This is a genomic window from Brevibacillus aydinogluensis (assembly GCF_961514395.1).
GTDB lineage: Bacteria > Bacillota > Bacilli > Brevibacillales > Brevibacillaceae > Brevibacillus > Brevibacillus aydinogluensis.
Genome location: NZ_OY569118.1, coordinates 1,597,176 through 1,619,418 on the forward strand (window position 1 = coordinate 1,597,176; position 22,243 = coordinate 1,619,418).

A 22,243-nucleotide genomic window follows, 5' to 3' on the forward strand; every position below is an offset into this window, starting at 1 on the left:
AAGTTACTGCAAGATTGCAGACAAACTTCTTCGCCTCCATTGGCTGTAGAGGGAGTTTGTCTGCAATCGCTAAAGGAGTTGTTTATCGTATCAACAGGCAAGTTTATGCAAAATACAGGAAAAACGATAATGCTGTAAGTGGTCCGAGGAATGATAACACGATTGAGATATGTCTATTGGTAATAAGTTGAGCAAGATAGTAAACAAGAGATCCTGCTATTGTAATAAAGTAAAATTTGTAATTCAATTCAAATATATAATCTAAAGTCATAGAAAATGCTAATCCTAATAATATAAAAATAACAGCAGATCCAGGTATACTTTTGATACGTATTCTAGTTAATGCAGCATGAACGAGAAAGCCAAGTGCACATCCTAAATAATTAAACAAGGCAATAAATAAAATCCCAACATCATAAGATGTAATTACACCAGGAGGAGTTTCGAACTCCACGACTGTAGTAAGATACAAAATAGTTGCAACTAATAACGAACACCCTGCTCCTTTCAAGTATGTCAACACGTTTGCATCCCCCTCTTTATACCATTTACGCCTTTATTTTACTTCTCATCATTCCAATAATAAACATACTCACTGCACGGTTTCTATTTCTAACAAATGACAGCGAATTGATACTCTATATCTAAATAAGGGCATTGTGGGAAGTGATACAGAGAGATGAAAATCCAAGGCTATTGTCAAGACCACAATTTGTAGACATGTAGAAAAGCCGTTACGTCACAAGCTGATGCTGTCTTCGACTAGCGTTGGCTTTATTGGATCTGCGACCCACCAAAGTTTCCATCAAGGTTAAAGAGGAAATGGCCAAGGTATTGCTTCTTGAAACGCCAAAGACCAAGTGAACAGGTGCAGGCAACTTTGGGTTTACCAAAGTTTTTCTTTTTTTAGAGTGCTATATAAAATTCGTTCTTGAACATTGTCGAGGATCTTTTGTACATGTACTAATTGAGAAAATAGTGGAAACATATGTAACGATTGTAAAGCGAAATCGTCATACGTATTGATGGGGCAGTAAATTCTAGGAATCCGGGATTCTTATGGGGCGTTGGAAGATCGGCAAAAAACACTGCAGGTGGTAGTTCAAGCGAATTTTCTTATGCTTAAAATAGTGTGGGGTGTCTGTTTGTGAAAAAGCGTACATGGATGGTTGTCGGCATGTTTGCAGTTGCAGCAATTGCTGGAGGGAGCTTCTACGGAGCAGAAGACGCAAATGCATCGAAGATGACAGCAGACGTAAAGCAAGCAGACAAAATGAAAATACACCGCTCCAAAGAAACAAATCCAAAGAAACAAATGAAAAGATTGAGAAGGCCTGGAAGAGTGCCAAAGAGACTTTTACGTTTGATGATCGTGGTTGGACGCAGTATGACTATGCTGATCGCTCCCATTTTACAGCGACAATGAGTGAACAGGAAAAGAGCAGTTTTTACGAAGCATTGCTCTCGGCGATGTCTGAGCATCAAAAGGTTGGAGATATGATGCCAGTCTTGCTGGTAAATAGCGATAAGACCAAGGCGGTCATCCTGTTCAAGCGAGATGAAGGGAAAGGTGCGTCCGTGAAAATCGAATTGACGTTAGCAGAAGGAACGACGAAAAGTGACAAAGCGCCTAAAGTGTGGAAAGTGGACAGCGTAGAGGAAAAGTGACAGGAGCATCGGGGGATGCAGCAGCGTCCTCCTCCTTTATGTGCTCTGTTGCCCACTCGTGTAGATGGAACAGGAGGATGGTGTCACCGCCGGGATATAATTGACCCAGGTTCGCCGGAAAGAAAATGACCCACCCATAGCGAATATATCCCCTTCGTAATTAACGGCCAAGTTAATCTTCGGAGGGAGACACATGCTAAGGAGTGGGATAGTGATATCGTTACATACCATGAGGGCAGAAGGCAAGAGTATTCGTGAAATTGCCCGTCTAACGGGGCATTCTCGAAATACAGTTCGCCGATATCTCCGGGGTGAATTCTCCCCCGAAAAGGGAACCCGTAAATCTCGTGGTTCCAAGCTTGATCCGTATAAACCGTTCCTGCAGGAACGTCTTCAAGAAGGTATCTATAACTGCGAGGTTTTATTCGATCTTCTACGAGAAAAGGGGTATACCGGGGGACGTACCATCTTGAAAGACTATGTGAAGGACTTCCGTCCTCCCAAACAAGTTCCCGCTGTTCTTCGTTACGAGACGAAACCTGGTGAATATGCACAGGTCGACTGGGGACTGTGTGATTACGTAGATTTGGACGGTACAGTCCGAAAAGTGCCGGTATTTGTCATGGTATTGGGGTACTCTCGTTCCACCTATATAGAGTTCACTAAGCGTTGTGACATTCACAGCTTTCTTCGTTGCTTGATTCATGCTTTTGAATATTTTGGGGGCATCCCAAAGGTAATGCTGACCGACCAGATGAAAACCGTCGTACTGGGCATGGGAGATGATCGAAAACCTCGCTGGCATCCGCTTTTTGCCGACTTTGCTGCAGCGATTGGGCTTGTTCCAAAAGTATGCAAAGTTCGACGCCCCGAAACAAAGGGAAAAGTGGAACGAGGCGTTCAATACGTAAAAAACAACTTTCTTCCTGGCAAACGCTTCGTTGATTTACAGGATCTCAATCAACAAGCCCTACACTGGTGCGAGCGGATTAACCGCCGTATTCATGGAACAACCGGCGAACGTCCCATCGACCGACTCCGTGAGGAAAATCTGTCGCCTATCCCTTCAGCTGAACGATGGGAAAAATACTTGCATGAACCGAGACAGGTCAGCCGAGACGGATTTGTTAGCTACGATGGTGTACGATATGGGGTTCCATGGAGGTACAGTGGACGTGAGGGTACCGTGCGAGAAGTGAATGGGTGGGTGGAAATCTGGGCCGACGGCACATGTATTGCTCGACACCAAAAGGTCTATCGATCCCGTGCAACTGTTTTTTGTGAAAACCAGTATGCAGGTCTTACGACTGCTCAAGGATATGCCTATCCACGTCCGCAAGCCCGACAGATTTCATCGCAGCAAGTGGAAGTGCGTTCGCTGGATGTCTATGAGCAGCTGACGGGGGTGGGAGCATGATTGAACTGGAACAGGCACGGCTACGTCTTGAGGAACTTGGGCTTCAGCAAGCGGCTCTACTCTTGGATGCCCATTTGGAAGCGGCAAGTCATGGACAGCCCACCTATCTGTCCTTTCTCAACATGCTTCTAGATGCAGAGATAGCGGAACGTCAAAAACGGAATATGGAGGTACGCACCAAACTCGCACACTTGCCTTACCGAAAAACGCTGGAGGAGTTCGATTTTGCTTTCCAACCCAGCATTGACGAACGGTTGATTCGAGAGCTGGCCACGATGACTTTTGTAACCCGACACGAGAATGTCTTGTTCTTAGGGCCTCCCGGAGTAGGAAAAAGTCATCTGGCGGTGGCGTTGGCTGTAGAAGCCATCTCGCAAGGGATATCCGTTTACTTTGTCAGTCTCTCGCAACTCATCGAAGATCTGCGAAAAGCTTACACGGAAAACAGGCTGGATAAACGCCTACGCATCTATATTCGACCAAAGCTCCTGATTATTGACGAAATTGGTTACTTACCGTTTGACAGTTTGGCAGCTAACCTCTTTTTCCAGGTAGTAAGTGCAAGATACGAGAGAGGGAGTATTCTGTTGACCAGCAACAAGAGTTTCGGTGAATGGGGGGAACTGATGGGCGATCCGATACTTGCTACGGCTATCCTGGATCGGCTCTTACACCATTCCCACATCGTCAATATTAGGGGGAATAGTTACCGACTTCGTGAGAAGATGAGGACTGGAGCCTACGGCTCCCCCTCTACCACCTAACCAACAAAAAATCGCCGGGTGGGTCAATTCTAAACCGGCGATGGTGGGTCAAAATAAAGTCGGCGTTGACACTTGCTGGCCTTTGGATTTGGAGTTAATAGGAATTGATTTGGGATGATTGGTAAGTCATTAAGGTCCCAATTTTTATATCTTTCATTGTAAACTTCTGGTTCAGCTAGACCCAATAAATGGCCAACTGCAAATGTAATCAGGTAGCCATTCCCCTCAAAGTAACCATCTTTTTTTGTATACTTTCCAATAATCGCTTGAGCAATTTTTACCGCCACATCAGGTTTCTCTGCAATGACCAAAGTAGCCAAACATGTTCACACTCCTTATGTGGTTTACAATGTAACATTTTGTATTTCAAAACGTCCAAAAAATTAGAGTGAATATATTGTATATATGCAGTAATATTGTACCAGAGATAAATTATAATGTGTATCATGGTTTACATAAATTAGTTTTGTAGTATCATTAAATTGTCTAAGAAAATAATGAAAGAGAAGAGAATGCTATGACAGAATACAAAGAGTATATTTTTAAAAATAGGGCATTTGAAAAAAAGGTGAAGAAAATAGCAAGTCTGCAAAGTTTCGTGGTTTCGTATTTGTATAAGTACATGGATAAAGAGAAGATGTTTAAGCATATGGATGATTTGACGAAAAGAAGAAAATTACGTTTAATGTGGACCCAATTATTGATCTTGAATAAGATGTATGCAATTGCTGTGGCTGATTTAACAACAGATATCTACACCAATAGGAGATACATCGAAAGATTGCGAGATAAAAAGAAGGATCAGTCATTATTAGCAAGTGAATATTCCTGGACGTTGGAAATGCTTGAAACGTTAGAAACAATCGGTTGGCTAACCGGTGAAGCGGTTTTGAAAATCGCATATACCTTGAGGGAATTGAATATCAGACTTACCTCCAAAGAGTTGAAAACTGCGTTATCTATTTCTGACCAGGCATGGTCCAACCACGTTAATGATTGTAGAAAACGAAAGACACATGAAAGGGATTTGATTAATATCTTAATCGTCTCGCAAGTAGGTCCAAAAGAGTTGATTCATCAATCCATGGTAGCTGCATCCCAGATGATGCTATCCAACCCGAAAAACCTGTTGAAAGCAAAAATTAAGGCTGAACAGATGTTCCCATCGCTGTTTACTTGAAACGATTTCCTTTGAATGTCTTTATTTATAGAACCCCGCCGAGCCCCGCCTTCAGGAATGGGGATGAGAGGCGGGGTTTTGTATGTTATGATCGATAAAATATAGCTGCAATAGGAGCGATGTGAAGAGTAAAATCCACGTGGTGTTTGAGTGCCGATACCATGTGTTGTTTTGGACGAAATATCGGCGTAAAGCAATTACTCCGCCCATTAATGTTCGTGTCAAGGAGATCAGCCATGCCGAAGTCACCAAACTCAGAGGAGAGGTAATCGAACTGGAGGTAATGCCCGACAATGTGCATCTGCTTCTCTCTTGCAACCACAACTCGGTATCCATCTGAAGGTCAAGCACATTAAGAGGGGGAATGCCCCATGAAAAATCCCTTCTCTGAATCGTTGAATTCTGTCGCTCTGGACGAATTGCTTCTGCTACGGAACAGTCTAACCAGTCTGCTATGAAATAGTGAAAAGTACATTCAAGATGAAAATCCTGCATATATTGAACCATCAGCAATGAGAGGAGCTGATCTCTAAGATGAATTGAGAAACCTCCGCCTTCTCCGCCTTTTAGGCGTTAGGAGTCGTTACGGAATCATTTCCTGAAGCCCCTGTTGAAACTGGTCATTTCTCTCAGAAACGTAGCATATCCTTGGTAAAGAGAAGCGATACAGGGGAAGGTGGAAATAGTGGATAAAATGATTATTGTATGGAATGGTTCAGAAGAAGAAGTTGCAAGAACAAAATATAGTGAACTCATAAGCAGATATAAAGGATGCCCCGCTGAAATGCTAAAGAAAAAGGCTAGAGATTTTATGGGCTCTAAAAATGGATTGATAGGTGAAGTGACAGTTTATGTAGGTGAATGTGAGGAAAGCGTAAGAAGATTTCACGGACCTGGAGTTTTTTTATTTTCAAAAACTCCTCACAACTTGGAGGAATTTTTAGTTTCGTTTGTTTGCACATTAACTTTGTTGCCTACCTTCTTGGATAGGTTTGCTTTCCTTATACACAGTTGTAAAGGGTTATGGTTCATTAACAAGGATTTTGCAAAAAAATTCGCAAAGATATTTGGTTTTTCAGAGTGCAATAAAACAGTCAGAGTTAACCTTATAGATCTCGATGATGTAGCGATGTAAAAAGTGTTTTACTTTGAATGTGTATTTGGCAAACTAAATGTGCCGAATTCGGAAATGTGAAAATGCCCAATTGATGAGCATGCCATAGAAAGTAAAAAAACCTTGCCAGCGTTCCCTCATCACTCTACTCTCTTGTTTGGCGACATCAGACAGGAGAGGATGAAAGGAATGCTAGCAATGGCTTATGTTCAGTTTATCAAACATTTGAGAGAGAAAGAAGCGCTCTCTATAAATCAAATTGCAAAGAAATTGGGGATTCATTGGCGAACTGCGAAAAAATACGCAGATTGCGACGACTGGAATCAACCAATGAAGTCGGTGTCACGCCGCTATCGAGTGTTGGAGCCCTATCTCGATATTGTCGATGCATGGCTTCTGGAGGATGGGACACGCCCACGGAAACAGCGGCATACAGCGAAACGAATTTATGACCGGCTGGTTGCCGAACACGGCTTTACTGGCAGCGACCGTACCGTAAGGTACTACGTGGCCAAACGTCGCAAGGAATTGAGACAACAAGACAAAATGGCCTACCTGCGGTTGGAGCATCCTGGCGGCGAGGCTCAAGTGGATTTCGGCACAGTCCAGGTCATCCTCAATGGTCGAGAGCAAACCATGAAGCAACTGACGATATCCTTCCCGTACAGCAACGCCGCGTTTGCCATGTTGTTGCCAGCTGAAAACACAGAATGTTTCTTAGAGGGACTGCGGCGCATATTTGAGCGCATCGGCGGGGTTCCAACACGACTATGGTTCGATAATCTATCAGCTGCCGTTGTATCTGTAGGTCCGGAAGGACAGCGGCACCTGACAGACACATTCGAGCGATTTGTATTACATTATCGATTCGAACCCGTTTTTTGTAATCCGGCAAGCGGTCATGAGAAAGGACATGTCGAGAACAAAGTCGGATATACACGACGCAATTGGTGTGTGCCAACACCGAGCGGATCCAGTCTTGAGGAACTGCAAATCCAACTGGATCAACGCGCAGAACAAGACTTAAATCGACTCCACTACGCCAAGGGAGAGTCGATTCGCAAATTGTGGGAGCATGACCAAAGGAAATTGCTTCAATTGCCGATGATGCCCTTTGAGGCGGTTCGTTTGGGGCCAGCACGTGTGAACAATTACGGGGAAATCAAACTGGATGGTACACCTATTCCCCTTACGGGCACACAGCCAGGTCAAACCGTGTTGCTCAAAATTCGATGGGACACAGTCGACGTGTTGGATGCTCAGCAGCGCGTCATAACGACCATAGCCCGCCCTTACATGCAGCAGGGGCAACCCATTGACTGGGTCACCGTGTTGCGAGCTTTTCAGGCCAAACCACGTGCTCTCCCGTACGCTTCGTTGTTCGGCAACCTGCCGATGGCGATACAAAAATGGTTAACGTCAGCAGAAACGGTTGATGAGAAACGCCGCAGGCTTTCCTGGTTGATTCGCCAGCTCAAAAGTGGAGCAACTTTAGAACAACTCGATCACGTATTAGCAGTCCCAACCCCCGATTGGACGGTAATGGAACATCGGTTATATCGGATGCAGCATCCAGACCGTTCGTTTGAGGTCATTACTGATCCTTACACACCAACGGTGTTGTTACAGCAGGAGCCCGATATCTCCCGATATGACCAACTGAAACGGGCGGTGATGACACCGTGAAAGAGGAACTTCGTCGACTATGCAAAGCCTTACGGCTAGGTTATGTGATGGATCACTATGCCTCACAGCCATTTGAGAGCCGGGAACAATTTTTGTTGGCGGTCTTGCGGGCCGAAAAAGAACAACGAGAGCTGGCCAAGGTGCGTCGTCTGTTGAAAAAAGCACGATTTCATCAGATCAAGACACTGGAGAATTACACATTTGAATCGATCACATTTCCACCCAGCCTGACACAGCACGCGTTGTGTTCGCTTGAATTCGTACACAAGCGACAAAACATTTTGATGTTAGGAGGAGTCGGTACAGGGAAAACGCATCTAGCGACGGCACTGGGGGTAGCAGCGTGCCGGGAAGGATACAACGTGCGGTTCTTCCGGGTAGCAGATTTGGTGGCGCAGTTACAGCAACGTCACCACACCGGGACACTTGCACGTTTCAAGAAGGACATGGAACGATGCGACTTGTTGATCCTAGACGAGTTAGGATTTGTTCCGTTTCACCAGGATGGGGCCGAATTATTGTTTCACTTGATTGCAGATTGTTACGAACGAAACAGCATTATTGTGACTTCAAATCTGGAGTTTGGGCAGTGGACTCGGGTGTTCGGAGATAGCCGCCTAACGGCGGCCTTGGTGGATCGCCTCGTACACCATGCTCACATTCTAGCGTTTACTGGCGAGAGTTACCGATTGCGACATGCGCTTTCGGGACCTGAAAACGCGTGGCAAGGTTAGGCACAAAATGGCTGCCAAATTGAGCATTTTCTACTTGCCAAACACATGAATGATACCCTTTCACTTAATAGCTTTCTAAAAGACGGCATCCGCCGTCTATTTTTTATGTAGATATTAAGTAGCCAAATGGCCCATAAAAAGTAGCCAAACGGCCCATAAAAAGTAGCCAAGTGGCTATGGGGTAATTTGTTACGATTTAAATTAGATGAACTAAGGGGTGAAGATAATGAAAGGTAAATCAACATTAAAAAGAAAAATGGTGGTGATGTCACTACTCTCTGGCCTAGTTAGTATGGGGGGAATTCCATCGGGAGTCGTTCCTTATAGTGTACTATCACCCGTTCTCATTAATAAAGCATTTGCTGCCCAAGGAAGTTTTGATACAAACTACGGTTTGGATGAAACAGTAAGATCTATTTATAGCGGCGGATATGATTCCGGTGGTTATGCTTCTGGAGCAGACATTCCGAACAATAAAAGTTGGTCTCAGATTTCCAAATATTCATTGTCGCCAAATACTTATCATAACTCATTTAGCTGGAAGCTCACTGGGAATAACGAAAAAGCAGTTGCCAAAAACGGTAGTACACTTTATGTGTTAGGTAAAGATTTAAGGGCTGTTGATGCTGTATCTGGTAAAGTTCTTTGGAGTGTTCCTTCTCTTTGGGGGGAGCAAATTGCTATTGGCTCCTCGGGCGACCTTTACGTAGGTTCCTCTAGTAAGTTTTATTGTTTTGATTCCAATGGGAATAAAAAGTGGGAACGAGCCGGTAATATCTCCGATTTTGCGGTGTCTCATGATGGGACCATAATCGGGGTAGGATCTTCGAATATAATTGCGCTTAATCCAGATGGAACGGTTAAATGGAATAAAAGTATCCAATTTGATAAGATTGTTCCCGTAGGTTGGTCCATTATTTCCAAAAGTGAGATAAATCTTACTGTCGGTAACGATGATACTATTTACCTTAGTTTCGGAGTAACAGGTAATAATACATCGTCAGACAGTTATTACGCTGTCGTTCAGGCATATAGAAAAAGTGATGGTAATTATCTATGGACGGGAAAAGTGTTGGCATCTCAGATTCCTAATGTTTCAGAAGTGGTAATTGGGGCGGATAAAACTCTTTATGTACAGGCTTCATACCATGTAACGGGTAATCACCCTAACATAAATTATCGCACGGTAAGATCAGAAGTAAGTTTGATTTCGTTTAATCCAGACGGATCACTTAAAAACAATCAGCAGTTGTCTTACCAATATAATCCAGCAACAATGTATTATGACGGTTACGAAACTCTCTCCAAACCGATTGTTGCTAAAGATGGTTCTGTTTATGTATTGGGATTTGAGTTCATTCCAAAATATCAGTACAAAAACAACTGTGTACCAACACTGTTCAAGGTGAAAGGAACGACTGTTTCCAAATTATCTTTGGACGAAATCTTAACTAATGGCCTAAAAAATGAAATGGTTCTGGATGAATCTACGAAATCTTTATACGTTCCTGGTCCGAAAGGTGTGTACATCGTAGATACAGAATCATTCACGATTCGTACACGATCTACTATTCAAGAGCTGAGAAGTGGATTATATATTGCGAATGACAATAGTATGTATGCGATAGCATCTGATGCACTATATAAATTGGGAGAGGTCCTTCTTCCGCCGAACCAATCTAGCTTGGCTGACCATACGATGAAACTCGTTCTTGATCAGGGAGATAAGGCAGTAGTTGCATTCAATAATAATTACCCCGATGACATCGTGGATTATGGGGTAACCACAGGTAATATGCTACGTTGGCAAGTAGCAACGGACGGATTAAACTTCCAAGATACTTCCGTATCATTTGGAGGACAACCTGGAACAGCTATTTTGAGTGGTCTTGATCCATCTAAAGCCTACTATATACGAACACTTTACAAAAACAATCAAGGTCGAGTAATGGTATACCAACGAATGATTTTGCGACCAGAGAAGTACAGTGGTGTACCTATGCCTACTGAGAACCAAGTGAAAACATTAACGGCAGGTCCAAGCATTTCTTTGGGTAGTCCAGTTATCGTTGAAGATGCTTCAAATGATGGGTCCATTTCTGCAAAGCAATTAGTAACGGTAACAGGTGGTACATTAGCTCAAGACCTTTCTTCCGGTATCACGGTGAATAACTTGCCGGCGGGATTGACTACAACTGTTAATCGTCTGAGCGACACTCAATTTGAGATTGTGTTCAATGGCAAGGCAACAAACCACGCCAACATTAATGATGTGTTGAATGCAAGTGTTACCTTAACTCAAGACAAAATTACCGGTGCAACTGGTCCGGTAACCTCTGGAACCTTTACGTTTGATTTTAATGATCCGGTGCCGAAGATTTCAATTGAAACTGCAACAATCAAGGAAGCAGATGCAAACGATGGTTCCATTACGCAAAAGCAAGTCGTGAACCTGACCGACGGTGTTTTCACATCTGATGTTGCATCCGGTGTAACTGTCACGAATCTGCCGGCTGGCCTGACCGCCAGCGTCACTCGGGTAAGCGATACCCAATTGGAGATCTCCTTCCTGGGGAAGGCTGCCAACCATGCCAACGCGAACGATGTGTCAAACGTGCAAGTTACCATTGATAAATCGAAAGTGTTGAACGCAACGGCCAACTTGGTTGCGACCTTCGGGATCGACTTCCAAGATGCGTTCCAGGTGAGCAATTTGCAAGCGGCGATTGTGAACGAACACGTGAATCTCTCGTGGAACAATCTGCAAGGCGCAGACAGCTATCTGGTGGAGCGCTTCGTGAATGGTGTAAAAGAGAAAAGTGTCACGGTTACCAACTCAATTTTCCAGGACGATTCCGTTGTGGCCAACACGACCTACGAATATCGTGTCACGCCGAAGCAGGGGGTTCAGTTGGGGACAATGAAGTCTGTGACCATCACCACTCCGGCTGACTTGCAAAATCCTGGTCCTTCCTATGGGAAACCGGAAGTGACCGACAGTACCTCAATTCGTATTCCGCTGAACATTCCGGGAGCGGTTCGATACGAAGTGTTCCGTAACGGCACGGAAGTATACGATGGTCCAGGTCCGGAATATGTGGATCGGAACCTCCCGACTGGTCAAACATACCAGTACAAAGTGGTGGGATACGATGCACAAGGAAACCCGATTGATACCATCACGAGCGAGATCTCATTGCCAGCCGTTCCAGTGCAGATGACGGTAGGGAAGGCAACACTGGTAGAAGCACCTGCCAATGACGGTTCGATTACCGACAAGCAAACCATTACCATCACGGGCGGAACATTCGCTTCTGATGTAGAAAGCGGAGTTACGGTATCCAACGTACCGGTTGGCCTGACGGCCAATGTTGTGCGTGTGAGCGATACCCAACTGGAGATTTCCTTCTCGGGTAAAGCGGCTGCTCATGAGAACACGAATGACGTATCGAATGTACAAGTGACTATCGATAAAAGCAAAGTGATGAATGCCAGCGAAAATCTGGTAGCTACCTTCGGGATCGATTTCCAAGATGCGCAAGTGCCGTTCGAGGTAAGCAATCTGCAAGCGGCCATCGTAAATGACACGGTAAACCTGTCCTGGGATGCCGTACAAGGTGCGGACAGTTATATCGTGGAGCGCTATGCGGAAGGTATCAAGGAAAAATCTCGCACCGTAACCGATACGGTTTTCGTTGATGACACTGCGATCTCCGGAATGACGTATGAATACCGCGTCACTCCGAAGAAAGGCACGGAAGTCGGGAATCCGAAGTCGGTCACGATTGATACGCCTTTGGATTTCGAAGACGGTGGACAAACCGATCCGACCTATGGAAATGAGCCGCAAGTAGAGGACAGCACCTCGATCCGCATTCCTCTGAACATTCAAGGGGCCGTTCGCTACGAGGTATATCGCAACGACACCAAAGTCTATGATGGTCCGGGACCGGAGTATGTGGATCGGAACCTGCAAGCTGGCGTGTCGTATCGCTACAAAGTAATCGGTTTCGATGCGCAGGGGAACCCGGTTGACACCAAGAACAGCGATGTGAAGATTGAGAACCAAACGGTTCAGAATCTGAAAGCAACGGACGTACAAAAGGATCGGGTGGTTCTGACGTTTGATCCGATCAGCGGTGCATCTGACTATATCGTGGAGCGGTACAAGAACGGTCAGTTGGAGAAGCGCAGCTCTACAGCAACCCATACCTTTACGGATTTGACGGTTGCCGCCAATACCACGTACACCTACAAGGTGAAAGCCGTCATTAACGGCAACCAGACCATTCCGGCCTCCGTAACCGTGAAGACCCTTGAGGATGTACAAGATCCCGTGGTGAACAATGTAACCGTCAGCACGTCCGATGTAACCCACAAATCCGTGAAGATCTCCTGGACAGCCGAACTTCGATACAACAAAGCGGTGGTGAAACGTGACGGTCAAGTGATTTATACGGGAGCACCTGCATCGAACGGGTACTTCACCGACACGAACCTGGATGCACAAACCACCTACGAATACACTGTTGAAGTATATGACTCCAAAAACAATGTAACCGGAAGTGACACGATTACGGTGACCACCCAGCAAGAACCGCCAGCGGAAACAGGGGACGAGAACTTCTACGCATCCGATGTACAGTTCAACCGTGTGACGTTGACATGGAAACCGATTGATGGGGCCACCTACTATATGCTGTATCGCTTCAACGGAACGAAACAAGAGTTCGCGAAGGTTGTCTATGCACCGAAGATTTCCTTTACCGATACGACTGTAGACGGTGGTACAACCTATAAGTACAAGCTGGTACCGAAGGTGGGAACCAAATTCACGGAACCACTTGAGCTCACAGTAACAACCAAATCAGCAGAGATGCCGGTAGCACCGACTTTGAACAGTGTGACCGTAAGTAATAACGGTGTGATTAAAGTAAAAGCGACCAACAACGATGCCTCTGCAAGCCTGTACGCGGTATTCTACGATGCAAATGGCACGTTGAAATCACGCACGGCCATCAGCTCTGGAGTGGAGAAGGAATTCAAAGGGTTTGCAGCCGGCACGTATACGGTAAAAATCGAAGCCTACAACCGTAGTTACCGGACTTCCAGCTATTCCGATCCGCAGACCGTAACTCTGACACCTGAGATGGTGAACCCACCAGTACCACAAAATCTGGCTGTAACGGTTACGCCACTGGATGCAACCTACACACTGATTACATCCACGGTGGATGCGATCAATGATCCGGAAGTGAGTGTCTACTTCTACCTCTATGCAGCAGACGGTAAGTTGATAAGCAATGCGCTCGGTAAAAAGACAGCAGATGGAAAAATCGGTTGGGACTATCGAGTGATCAAAGCAAACCTGGCTCCGGGTCAATACAAAGTGGTTTCCAAAGCAATGAAGTTTAACAAATACAGCGAGCTGGTAGAGAAACCATTTACAATTGAATAAAGGAAAAAGCAGAGGATAATTCCTCTGCTTTTTTATTTTATTCCTAATTCAATTACCAACCCGGGTAAATCCATGCCAGTTGATACACGGCATTTGCGTTTATTAACTGCGTTGTACAAGTTGAGATTCGGCAAGAGCTACAAGCCGTTTTGTCATTTCACCTCCTACAGAACCGTTATTTCTTGATGAAGTGTCGGGGCCAAGTATCACTCCGAATTCAGTAGCAATTTCATACTTCAATTGGTCCAATGTCCTATTGGCTTGTGGGACAAGTAAATTGTTTGATCGATTTCGTGTCACCTGAATCATTCCCTCCTTTCATTGAAGTACGTATATTACTGTAGTGTTTTGTTTTATTTTGTTTCCTTGATCAAAGGACTACATGCTATACGCCTAAGTCTTTAATAAATCGTGCATGCACTCCTTTTTACTAGGTATTTTGGAGGACATAGTCCTCACGGGAGGTGTCGCAGGGAGATTGCGAAGCATTCTCTCGAGAATAACTTTTCATGTTTTCATTTTACGCTTGCATTGCTAGAGGAAAACAGGCCCTTTTTCCTAAAAAAATAGTTCCATTGGTGTATTCCCAATTACTACCATGTTCAATAATATCATAAATGTAAAAATTTTGGAAAGGAGCTAGGAAATGAAAAAGTTGGTTTTGGGTTCTCTTGCTTTAGTATGCACAATTTCTCTTACATCATCTGCTCTCGCTGCAAGTAGTAGCAAAATTTCTACATCTCAGACTATCACTAACAAAAGCATTTATGAAAAAAAACTGATAGAGCTGCAAGAAAAGAAGGCAGAGTATAAGAAACAAGTTGACTCAAAGGTTAGTAAAGACAACATTACGATTCAAGGAAAATTGGGCTATTTGGTAAAATTGGCTCTTGAAGTAATCGAAGCTGCAATTAAATATGGTGGCGACGAAGTAGCACATATCTTGAAATGGCTTGATGCTGATACTGCGAAAGTGTTTAAAGAAAATAGCTCAAAAATTGCCAAAGCCGTTGGAAAAGTCGCTGATAAGCTTGATGAACTCGAAGAAGTTACTCAATCCTACATCAAAAAGGAACTTTACAAAGCTTTGACGGCTGCCGGAATCTCTGGCACGTATGCTTTGCCAATTGCCGATGCTATCGCTCGCACAGTTACATTTCTTTTGACGTAATGCAAATTGTATAATCTAAAAGGGGCTTTTTATAGCCCCTTTCGTTATATGAGATTAGAAAGGAGCAATTGAGATGGACAATCAACTTGAAGAATTAAAATTGAAAGTACAAGACCAAGACAAGATTATTAAAGGGTTGCGTGAAAAAGTAGAGGAATTACATGATTTTATTTTAACATTAGCCATTTGCAAACAAGCAGATCCTAAATTTCCGTACTATAATTTCATAGTGGAATATCAAATTTCACCCGACAAAAAAACAGCCATTGAGCTATTGTTCATGGCTCTATCTCAAAAGCTAGAAGGGAAAAATTTAGATCACATTCGAGGAAAAGATGTTGGTATTTCTTCTGAAATATTGTTTAGTGATACTCCTCTCCAATATAAAGATGTGGAGGGGGCTATCACGAAGATTCTTGAAGTCGAAAGTAATCTCGTTGCATATAGACTCATTCAAGCAATGAAAGATCAAGGTATGCAAACCTCGCTTTGTGAGTACTTACTCTCACAGGTAAATCCACATGATTACGACTCAGAAATAAAGCTTTAGAAAGTCCAGACGGAGTCAATTTTATAAAGAAGGGAAATGTTGAACATGGATAAGAACAAAGCAAAAGAATTATTAGAGCTTTTTAAAAAAATTGAAGATGCTCCACCTGAAGTTATCGATAAGATAAAAGAATTACTCAACGAGTATAAGGAAAAGAAAGACGAGAGTCTATAAAATATTTTGTATATCCTCTCAACCTACTAATTGGGTCTGTCAACAATTTTGTGTAAACTCAATCAACCAGTATATGAGAAGGTTTCATCCCCTAATCGGAACGTCTTTCTCGGAACCAACAGGGTCAAGGGCGTCAGGCGAAGCGAACCCTTGACGTGTTGATGGAGAGAAAGAAAATCTCTTTGGGGATGAAGCCTTTCCTTTCTTAACGGATATATGGCTGAACCCGTTCCTCGAAGTAAACCGATAACTGCAAAAGAATTTGTTGTATATGATTGGTACTTATCACGGATATGGCGAGTATTTGTTTATTGATTCAGAACGAGTGAAACAAGGAAACAGGGACTATCTTGTTATCGTGGAAGAGGGTGATATTCAACGAATACCACTCAATTTTGAAGAATGGCTTGATCGCTTTATCGTTTGCCAAGGAGAGCATTTTTGGAGTTGGAATCGAGAAATATAGCAGTTTGTTTGAAAGTAACATGGATAAGAAGGCTGACTCATGGAATAATAAATCGGCGAGTGGCGATAGTGGTCAGACTGCAATGATTCGAATCTACGAGGCAATGCTATAGGTCGAGGTGCAATAGAAAATCGACGAGCTGATTGATGGTTATGTTTACGAAAGAATGATAATAATGACAGAGGATACCCTCTTTCATCGTTCTCTCGCTACTGCGGGGGATTATTTTTTATCTGTTGAGGTATGATGGTGGCAGGAGGGGATTGCACATGTGTGGACGGTTTACACTAGTCACATACCCTGAAAAACTGATGAGTCGATTCCATCTGCAGGAGATCCCGTTTGATCTGAGGCCACGGTACAACATCGCCCTCGGTCAGCAGATCCCGGCCATTCTTGCCGACGGTGGGCGACACAGAATTGGCCAATTGCGTTGGGGGCTGGTTCCATCTTGGGCACAGGACGATAAAATCGGCTACAAGATGATCAATGCGCGCGCCGAAACGCTGCAGGAGAAGCCGGCTTTTCGGAGGCTGTTTGAGCGCAAGCGCTGTATGATCCCTGCGGACGGATTTTTCGAGTGGAAGCAGATGGACGGTCGAAAACAGCCGATGCGTTTAACCATGCGGAGCGGGGAATTGTTTGCCTTTGCCGGCCTGTTTGACACGTGGACGGCGCCTGACGGCCAGAAACTTCACACCTGCACGATCATTACCACCCGGCCCAATTAAGTCGTCGCTGACATCCACGATCGGATGCCGGTGATTCTGCGGCCGGAGGATGAAGACATCTGGCTGGACCGGGAGAAATATGATCCCGACTTGTTACAGCCGATACACGTGCCATATGATGCCACTCAAATGCGAGCGCATCCAGAATCTGTGATTGTTTGAAACTCGAAACATGATTTCCCTGAATATATTGAGTAGGTTGCTTGGCAGTAGCCGCAACCTCCTTTTACTTGTCTAAGAATGAGTTAGCCAACATATCCATGATACAATCGGCCCTTTTTGATCAGCTGGACATAATGCGGGCTTACTTTTGTGGTGTTTTGTTCGCCAAGATGAAGAGGTCAGCATCAAAGGGGAGGGAGGGTGATTCAATGCTATCGATATCAGACCGCTTGCCCTTAAACGCTCGCTGTGCCTACAACCGGATCGTCAAGGTGGGCTCGCACCATTGCCGACCTGGCCGATTCAAGCAGATCGAGGCCTCCCATGTGGCAGAAGCCATCCGATATCGTGCATTGGATGGAATAACTGTGGTAAAGGTACAATTATGAAATTGAACGTTTTTACAGCCACCTAACTTTCTAAGCTAGGTGGTTTTTTTTAAAACTCCATTTCTCTATTTAAAGAATTCGATAGGTCAATGCCTCTGTGCAGGCAAATCCGTAAAGCCATTAAACCATTGAACAGGTCTAATCCTTCCTTGGATTTGGGATTTGTTTGCTAAAGACAACTACTTTGTTTTTTAGGAGACTCGGCTACGTGGCAAGGTATAAGCAGTAATGGGAAACTTCGGAGTCCAGTACAAGCTTGTAAAGTGAAATGTAGATTAGTTGCATTTAGTGCTAAAGCACTATTTTCAACCATAGAATATTTATAGTAAATTTTTGATCGTGTACTAAAAAAAGGTTCTTTTTGGTACAAGTAGTAATCAATTGAAAAAAAGGGGAGTGCTTATTGTGATTGCGAAACGCTTTGGGATTCTGGTCCTTATGTTTTCACTAATCTTACAGCTAATAAGCCCTTATGTTGGTAAGGCAAATGCCGCTTCAATTCTAAAAAATACAAATAATTATGATCATTTTACTAATGATTTGGGTAAGAATATAGATACCTATCAAGAACAGGGGAATGAAGATATTACTTATGTCAATGAATCAAATGTAGATGAGTTAAATGAAAATCAAAGCCAAAATGAAGAAAGTCAAGGTCAAGAAGAAGATCAAAGCCAAGATCGGGTAGATGAAGTAGATGCTATAGAGGGAGAAGACAACGATAATGAAGTACAAAATGATATAGAGAAGAATGTAAGTCTAAGGGCTACGAAAGAAACAATCACCATAAATAAAGGGGAGAGCTATTGGTTTATTGAATCGACTACAAGTGCAGCCAATATTAGAAATGATGCTTCTAAAAAGGACGGTAAATACTTTGATTACATAACTTATGATAGAAACGGAAAAATTAAACGACAAGGACTGAATACTGATGATGAACCATATATCACGTTGGGTGAACGGGTACGTATTACAGTTACTTCAGAATTGCCGGTTACTTTCACATATTATCCTGCTAAAACATCTGTTGAACCAAGTACGAACCCTGCCCTCGTAAAAGCTTCTTCAAGTTCTGGGCAAAGCTTAATTTTTATTAATGAGGGTGACATTGAAGGTATCTTAGAAAATGATGCATCTTCGACTAAAAAATATGATTTTTCGGTATATGATAAGAATGGTGATTTGATTGAATACGCTGCGGATTCATTTGCGAAGCCAGTAGTACCCCCTGGTGGGAAAATTGTCGTTACCAACAGGTCTGACCAAACGATTACGTTTGGAGGAGGTTATGAACTCTTTAATGTAAACGATTCGGACGAGGAAGCATTAATAAGGCAAGAGATTGTTAGCGGACAAAGTTACAGTTTTATAAATACGAGTACTACGTCTAAAGTACTTATAAATGATGCTTCTTCGTCAGAAAATAAAATGTTTGATTATGCTTTATACAATAGTGATGGCACAGCTAAAAATGAAGGCATAGATAACACATCCGATCCGTCTATACCTACAGGGGGAAAAATTGTTGTAACGGTAGAAGATGGTAACCCAGTTACTTTTGTTTATCATCCAATGGTATTTAAATGTGATGTAAGCGAAGATCCTGCATTACTAAAAATAACCTTAAATAAAAATGAAAGCTATTCTTTTACAAACATAGGAGACACAGTTATTTATCTTGAAAATAACGCAGACGCTACGAAAAGGTTTGATTATACATTATATGATCGAGATGGGGTTATTATAAAGCAAGCATCAAATGCAAACGCAAGACCCTCGATTCCAGCGGGTGGTAGAATTGTAGTAACGACAGTTTCTGATCAACCAATAACGTATTATGGCTATTATAAACTTTTATATGGGGATACCTCCACAGAACCAGCATTACGTAGAGTCACTGTAAATAAAGGAGAAAGTTATGTTTTTACAAACATTACGACCACATCCAAACAAATTAAAAACGATGGGGTTGCTCCTTCCAGGACGTTTGACTATGCGATCTACCTTAGTGATGGCACAGGATATAAATTAGAAGACAATTCTGTGACAGAATATTATATTCCCTCAGGTGCAAAAATAGTAGTCACGACCGTAAGTGATGAACCAGTCACTTTTATTTATAGTCAGGAATCCTTTAAATCTGAAAAATCGTTTAGTCCAGCGTTATTAAAAAAGACAATAAATAATGGTGAAACGCTATCGCTTTATAACCACAGTGGGAAAGAAGCACAAGTTAAAAACAACGCATCTACTACAAATAAATATGATTACACTTTATTTGACGAGAAAGGTAATGTCATTAAAGAAGTGAAAGATACTACAGAAAAACCATTTGTTCCGTCTAAGGGTAGGATAACAGTAACCCCCAAAAATGCTCCTGTGACATTCTATACATTCTACGACCTATTTACAGAAATTAATAATGATGATATGGATGGTGATGGAATAAGAGATGATATCGAGCGAAATGGGATTCGAATTGGTTACCAGGGGCACTATATTAGGACAATTACTACTGATCCAACCCAATGGGATACTGACGGGGATGGAATAAATGATGGTGCGGAATTATTAGAACTCAAATACTACAACAGCGATGGTAACTTTTACGAAGCAATAGACGACCCTACTTCATCTGTGAATGGTTCATTAGTACAGGGAGTACTCTTCGAAATCCCTATTCTTTACGATTATCAGACTGATGACATTGAAACAATAAAGTCCATCCTACTGCAAATAGAAAATTATAAAGACAAGTTGAAGCAATATCATAAAGATATAATTGGGTATGCGAACTCTGATTCCTTAAGCAGTTTGGGAAAAGATCAAGTTCTTGATTATGTGTTTAAAATTGACAATGCTGCCGTCTCATTCTATACACTAACTGAAACGTTGGCTACAAAAATAATATCAACAGGAAACATATTGGATTGGAATTGGCTCATTGAAAATGATATCGAATATATGACGACTTATGGAGACGATAATACTCCATCAGCGAGAAAGAGTGGTGCCAGCAACTGGCTTGCTGTATTTGGTACTGAGGTTCATCAGCAAGTTTTTCAGAAATTTAAGAATGACCCGCGTATTCGCCCGCATGGCTTTACTAATTTTCAAATTGGAGAAACAAAATTAAGGCCTGACATGGTTTATGATACTGGTTTATACGGTAATATGAACTATGCAGAAATATTGAGTCTATAAACTATTTTGTGTAAACTCCTAACCTTCAAAATAGAGTACAATGAATTCTAAGAAAGGTTGGGAGAGCCCATGAGCCTGATGACCAAAGAGCAACTCAAGCAGTGGATCAAGGAAAAGAACATGCAATCGGTGGAAGACGTCCAATCGGCCCTGAAGGAGTTGTTTGCCGACACCCTTCAAGAGATGCTGGAAGCCGAACTGGAGACATCTCTTGGCTACGCCAAGCACGACACGAAAAACAAGAAAACCACCAACAGCCGGAACGGCTACAGCAAGAAAAAGGTGCGTTCCGAGTACGGCGATGTGGACATTCAGGTTCCGCGTGACCGGGCCGGTGAGTTTGAGCCGACCATCGTCAAAAAGAACCAAACGAACGTGACGGGTATCGAAGACCAAATCATTGCCATGTATGCCAAGGGTGTTTCTACCCGCGACATTCAGGATCACCTGCAGCAGCTCTACGGCATCGAGGTTTCTCCTACCCTCATCTCCAACGTGACCAACAAGATCGTCCCGCTGATCAAAGAATGGCAAAACCGTCCTTTGCAGGCGGTATATGCGGTCGTGTTCCTGGATGCCATTCACTTCAAGGTGAAACAAGACGGTGCCATCGTCAACAAAGCCGCCTACATGGCCATTGGCATTGACTTGGAAGGCCACAAAGATGTACTTGGCATCTGGATCGGGGAAAATGAATCGGCAAAGTTCTGGCTTCATGTCGTAAACGAGTTGAAAAACCGGGGCGTGCAAGACATCCTCATTACCTGTGTGGACAATCTTCGCGGCTTCTCCGAGGCCATTTCCGCTTGCTATCCCATCACGGAAATCCAGAAGTGCATCATCCACCAGATTCGCAACTCGATCAAATACGTTTCCTACAAAGACATCAAGAAGATCACGTCGGCCCTGCAGCCGATTTATAAAGCGGCCACGGAAGAGGCCGCCTTGGAAGAACTGAATCAATTCGAGCAGACGTGGGGACAAAAGTACCCCCTTATTGTCCGTTCCTGGCGTACGAACTGGGCGGAAATCTCCACCTTCTTCAAGTACTCACCCGAAATTCGCAAACTGATCTACACAACCAATGTCATTGAGAGCTACCATCGCCAACTGAGAAAAGTCACCAAAGGAAAAGCCATTTTCCCTACAGACGAAGCCCTGCTCAAAATGCTCTACCTGGCAACCATGGATGTGTTACGAAAGTGGACGGGGAGAGTTCAGAACTGGGGCCAAATTCTGTTACAACTGTCCGTTCAGTTTCCGGAGCGAGTTCAACCATATCTCCGCTGAGCCTAACGGCTATTGGAGTTTACACAAAATCATTGACAGACCCGAAATATTTGAGTTAAAACCGATAACCTGGAGTCTTTAC

Annotated in this window: 18 protein-coding genes and 1 pseudogene; 16 read left to right on the forward strand and 3 right to left on the reverse strand. The window is 43.4% G+C overall.

What is annotated here, in order from left to right:
- Positions 1 to 103: 103 nt before the first annotated feature.
- The gene (locus Q7F15_RS07860) at positions 104 to 523 is read right to left on the reverse strand and encodes a hypothetical protein (protein WP_304415351.1); all 420 of its coding nucleotides are present in this window, start codon (positions 521 to 523) and stop codon (positions 104 to 106) included.
- A 624-nt stretch (positions 524 to 1,147) separates the two neighbouring features.
- Between Q7F15_RS07860 and Q7F15_RS07865 the strand changes: the two genes are divergently transcribed.
- The 4 genes from Q7F15_RS07865 (at position 1,148) to istB (Q7F15_RS07880) (ending at position 3,849) form a co-directional block, all read left to right on the forward strand.
- A complete protein-coding gene (locus Q7F15_RS07865; RefSeq protein WP_304415352.1) occupies positions 1,148 to 1,426 on the forward strand; it encodes a hypothetical protein in 279 nt (92 codons plus the stop codon).
- A 71-nt stretch (positions 1,427 to 1,497) separates the two neighbouring features.
- Positions 1,498 to 1,668 carry a hypothetical protein gene (locus Q7F15_RS07870; RefSeq protein WP_304415353.1) on the forward strand — a complete coding sequence of 57 codons (171 nt, stop codon included), beginning with the start codon at positions 1,498 to 1,500 and terminating at the stop codon, positions 1,666 to 1,668.
- 193 nt (positions 1,669 to 1,861) lie between these two features.
- Positions 1,862 to 3,085 carry an IS21 family transposase gene (gene istA, locus Q7F15_RS07875; RefSeq protein ID WP_008409807.1) on the forward strand — a complete coding sequence of 408 codons (1,224 nt, stop codon included), beginning with the start codon at positions 1,862 to 1,864 and terminating at the stop codon, positions 3,083 to 3,085.
- A complete protein-coding gene (istB, locus tag Q7F15_RS07880; RefSeq protein ID WP_008409491.1) occupies positions 3,082 to 3,849 on the forward strand; it encodes an IS21-like element helper ATPase IstB in 768 nt (255 codons plus the stop codon). The genes istA (Q7F15_RS07875) and istB (Q7F15_RS07880) overlap by 4 nt, the downstream gene beginning before the upstream one ends.
- A 29-nt stretch (positions 3,850 to 3,878) precedes the next feature.
- Here istB (Q7F15_RS07880) and Q7F15_RS07885 read toward each other — a convergent pair whose 3' ends face one another.
- Positions 3,879 to 4,169, reverse strand: a complete 291-nt coding sequence (locus Q7F15_RS07885; protein ID WP_304415354.1) for a hypothetical protein — start codon at positions 4,167 to 4,169, stop codon at positions 3,879 to 3,881.
- A 197-nt stretch (positions 4,170 to 4,366) separates the two neighbouring features.
- Here Q7F15_RS07885 and Q7F15_RS07890 point away from each other — a divergent pair, with 197 nt between their 5' ends.
- The 6 genes from Q7F15_RS07890 to Q7F15_RS07910 all read left to right on the forward strand — a co-directional run bounded on the left by Q7F15_RS07890 (position 4,367) and on the right by Q7F15_RS07910 (position 14,021).
- Positions 4,367 to 5,029: a hypothetical protein gene (locus Q7F15_RS07890; RefSeq protein WP_304415355.1), complete on the forward strand. Its 663-nt coding sequence runs from the start codon at positions 4,367 to 4,369 to the stop codon at positions 5,027 to 5,029.
- A gap of 142 nt (positions 5,030 to 5,171) precedes the next feature.
- Entirely contained in the window at positions 5,172 to 5,369 is a 198-nt protein-coding gene (locus Q7F15_RS20565; protein WP_368509261.1) for a transposase, read from the forward strand.
- Between the two features lie 354 nt (positions 5,370 to 5,723).
- Positions 5,724 to 6,164, forward strand: a complete 441-nt coding sequence (locus Q7F15_RS07895; protein WP_497197334.1) for a hypothetical protein — start codon at positions 5,724 to 5,726, stop codon at positions 6,162 to 6,164.
- 168 nt (positions 6,165 to 6,332) lie between these two features.
- Positions 6,333 to 7,829 (forward strand): IS21 family transposase, encoded by a 1,497-nt coding sequence (istA, locus tag Q7F15_RS07900; RefSeq protein ID WP_212388566.1) that lies wholly within the window; start codon positions 6,333 to 6,335, stop codon positions 7,827 to 7,829.
- Positions 7,826 to 8,563, forward strand: a complete 738-nt coding sequence (istB, locus tag Q7F15_RS07905) for an IS21-like element helper ATPase IstB (protein ID WP_212133733.1) — start codon at positions 7,826 to 7,828, stop codon at positions 8,561 to 8,563. The genes istA (Q7F15_RS07900) and istB (Q7F15_RS07905) overlap by 4 nt, the downstream gene beginning before the upstream one ends.
- Positions 8,564 to 8,789: 226 nt before the next feature.
- Positions 8,790 to 14,021, forward strand: coding sequence for a hypothetical protein (locus tag Q7F15_RS07910; RefSeq protein ID WP_304415357.1), 5,232 nt, complete (start codon positions 8,790 to 8,792; stop codon positions 14,019 to 14,021).
- A 102-nt stretch (positions 14,022 to 14,123) separates the two neighbouring features.
- Here Q7F15_RS07910 and Q7F15_RS07915 read toward each other — a convergent pair whose 3' ends face one another.
- Complete coding sequence (locus Q7F15_RS07915) at positions 14,124 to 14,330, reverse strand: alpha/beta-type small acid-soluble spore protein (RefSeq protein ID WP_304415358.1); 207 nt, start codon at positions 14,328 to 14,330, stop codon at positions 14,124 to 14,126.
- Positions 14,331 to 14,667: 337 nt separating this feature from the next.
- Between Q7F15_RS07915 and Q7F15_RS07920 the strand changes: the two genes are divergently transcribed.
- From Q7F15_RS07920 to Q7F15_RS07945, 6 genes and pseudogenes are all read left to right on the forward strand, one after another.
- Positions 14,668 to 15,192, forward strand: a complete 525-nt coding sequence (locus tag Q7F15_RS07920; RefSeq protein WP_304415359.1) for a YqxI family protein — start codon at positions 14,668 to 14,670, stop codon at positions 15,190 to 15,192.
- A 73-nt stretch (positions 15,193 to 15,265) separates the two neighbouring features.
- Complete coding sequence (locus Q7F15_RS07925; RefSeq protein ID WP_304415360.1) at positions 15,266 to 15,742, forward strand: hypothetical protein; 477 nt, start codon at positions 15,266 to 15,268, stop codon at positions 15,740 to 15,742.
- A 45-nt stretch (positions 15,743 to 15,787) separates the two neighbouring features.
- On the forward strand, positions 15,788 to 15,916 hold the full coding sequence (locus tag Q7F15_RS07930; RefSeq protein WP_304415361.1) for a hypothetical protein: 129 nt from the start codon (positions 15,788 to 15,790) through the stop codon (positions 15,914 to 15,916).
- Positions 15,917 to 16,651: 735 nt separating this feature from the next.
- Positions 16,652 to 17,275: pseudogene (locus tag Q7F15_RS07935) on the forward strand (SOS response-associated peptidase).
- Positions 17,276 to 18,069: 794 nt separating this feature from the next.
- Positions 18,070 to 20,871 carry a hypothetical protein gene (locus Q7F15_RS07940; protein WP_304415362.1) on the forward strand — a complete coding sequence of 934 codons (2,802 nt, stop codon included), beginning with the start codon at positions 18,070 to 18,072 and terminating at the stop codon, positions 20,869 to 20,871.
- 69 nt (positions 20,872 to 20,940) lie between these two features.
- Positions 20,941 to 22,161 (forward strand): IS256 family transposase, encoded by a 1,221-nt coding sequence (locus Q7F15_RS07945; RefSeq protein WP_230076618.1) that lies wholly within the window; start codon positions 20,941 to 20,943, stop codon positions 22,159 to 22,161.
- Positions 22,162 to 22,243: the final 82 nt, after the last annotated feature.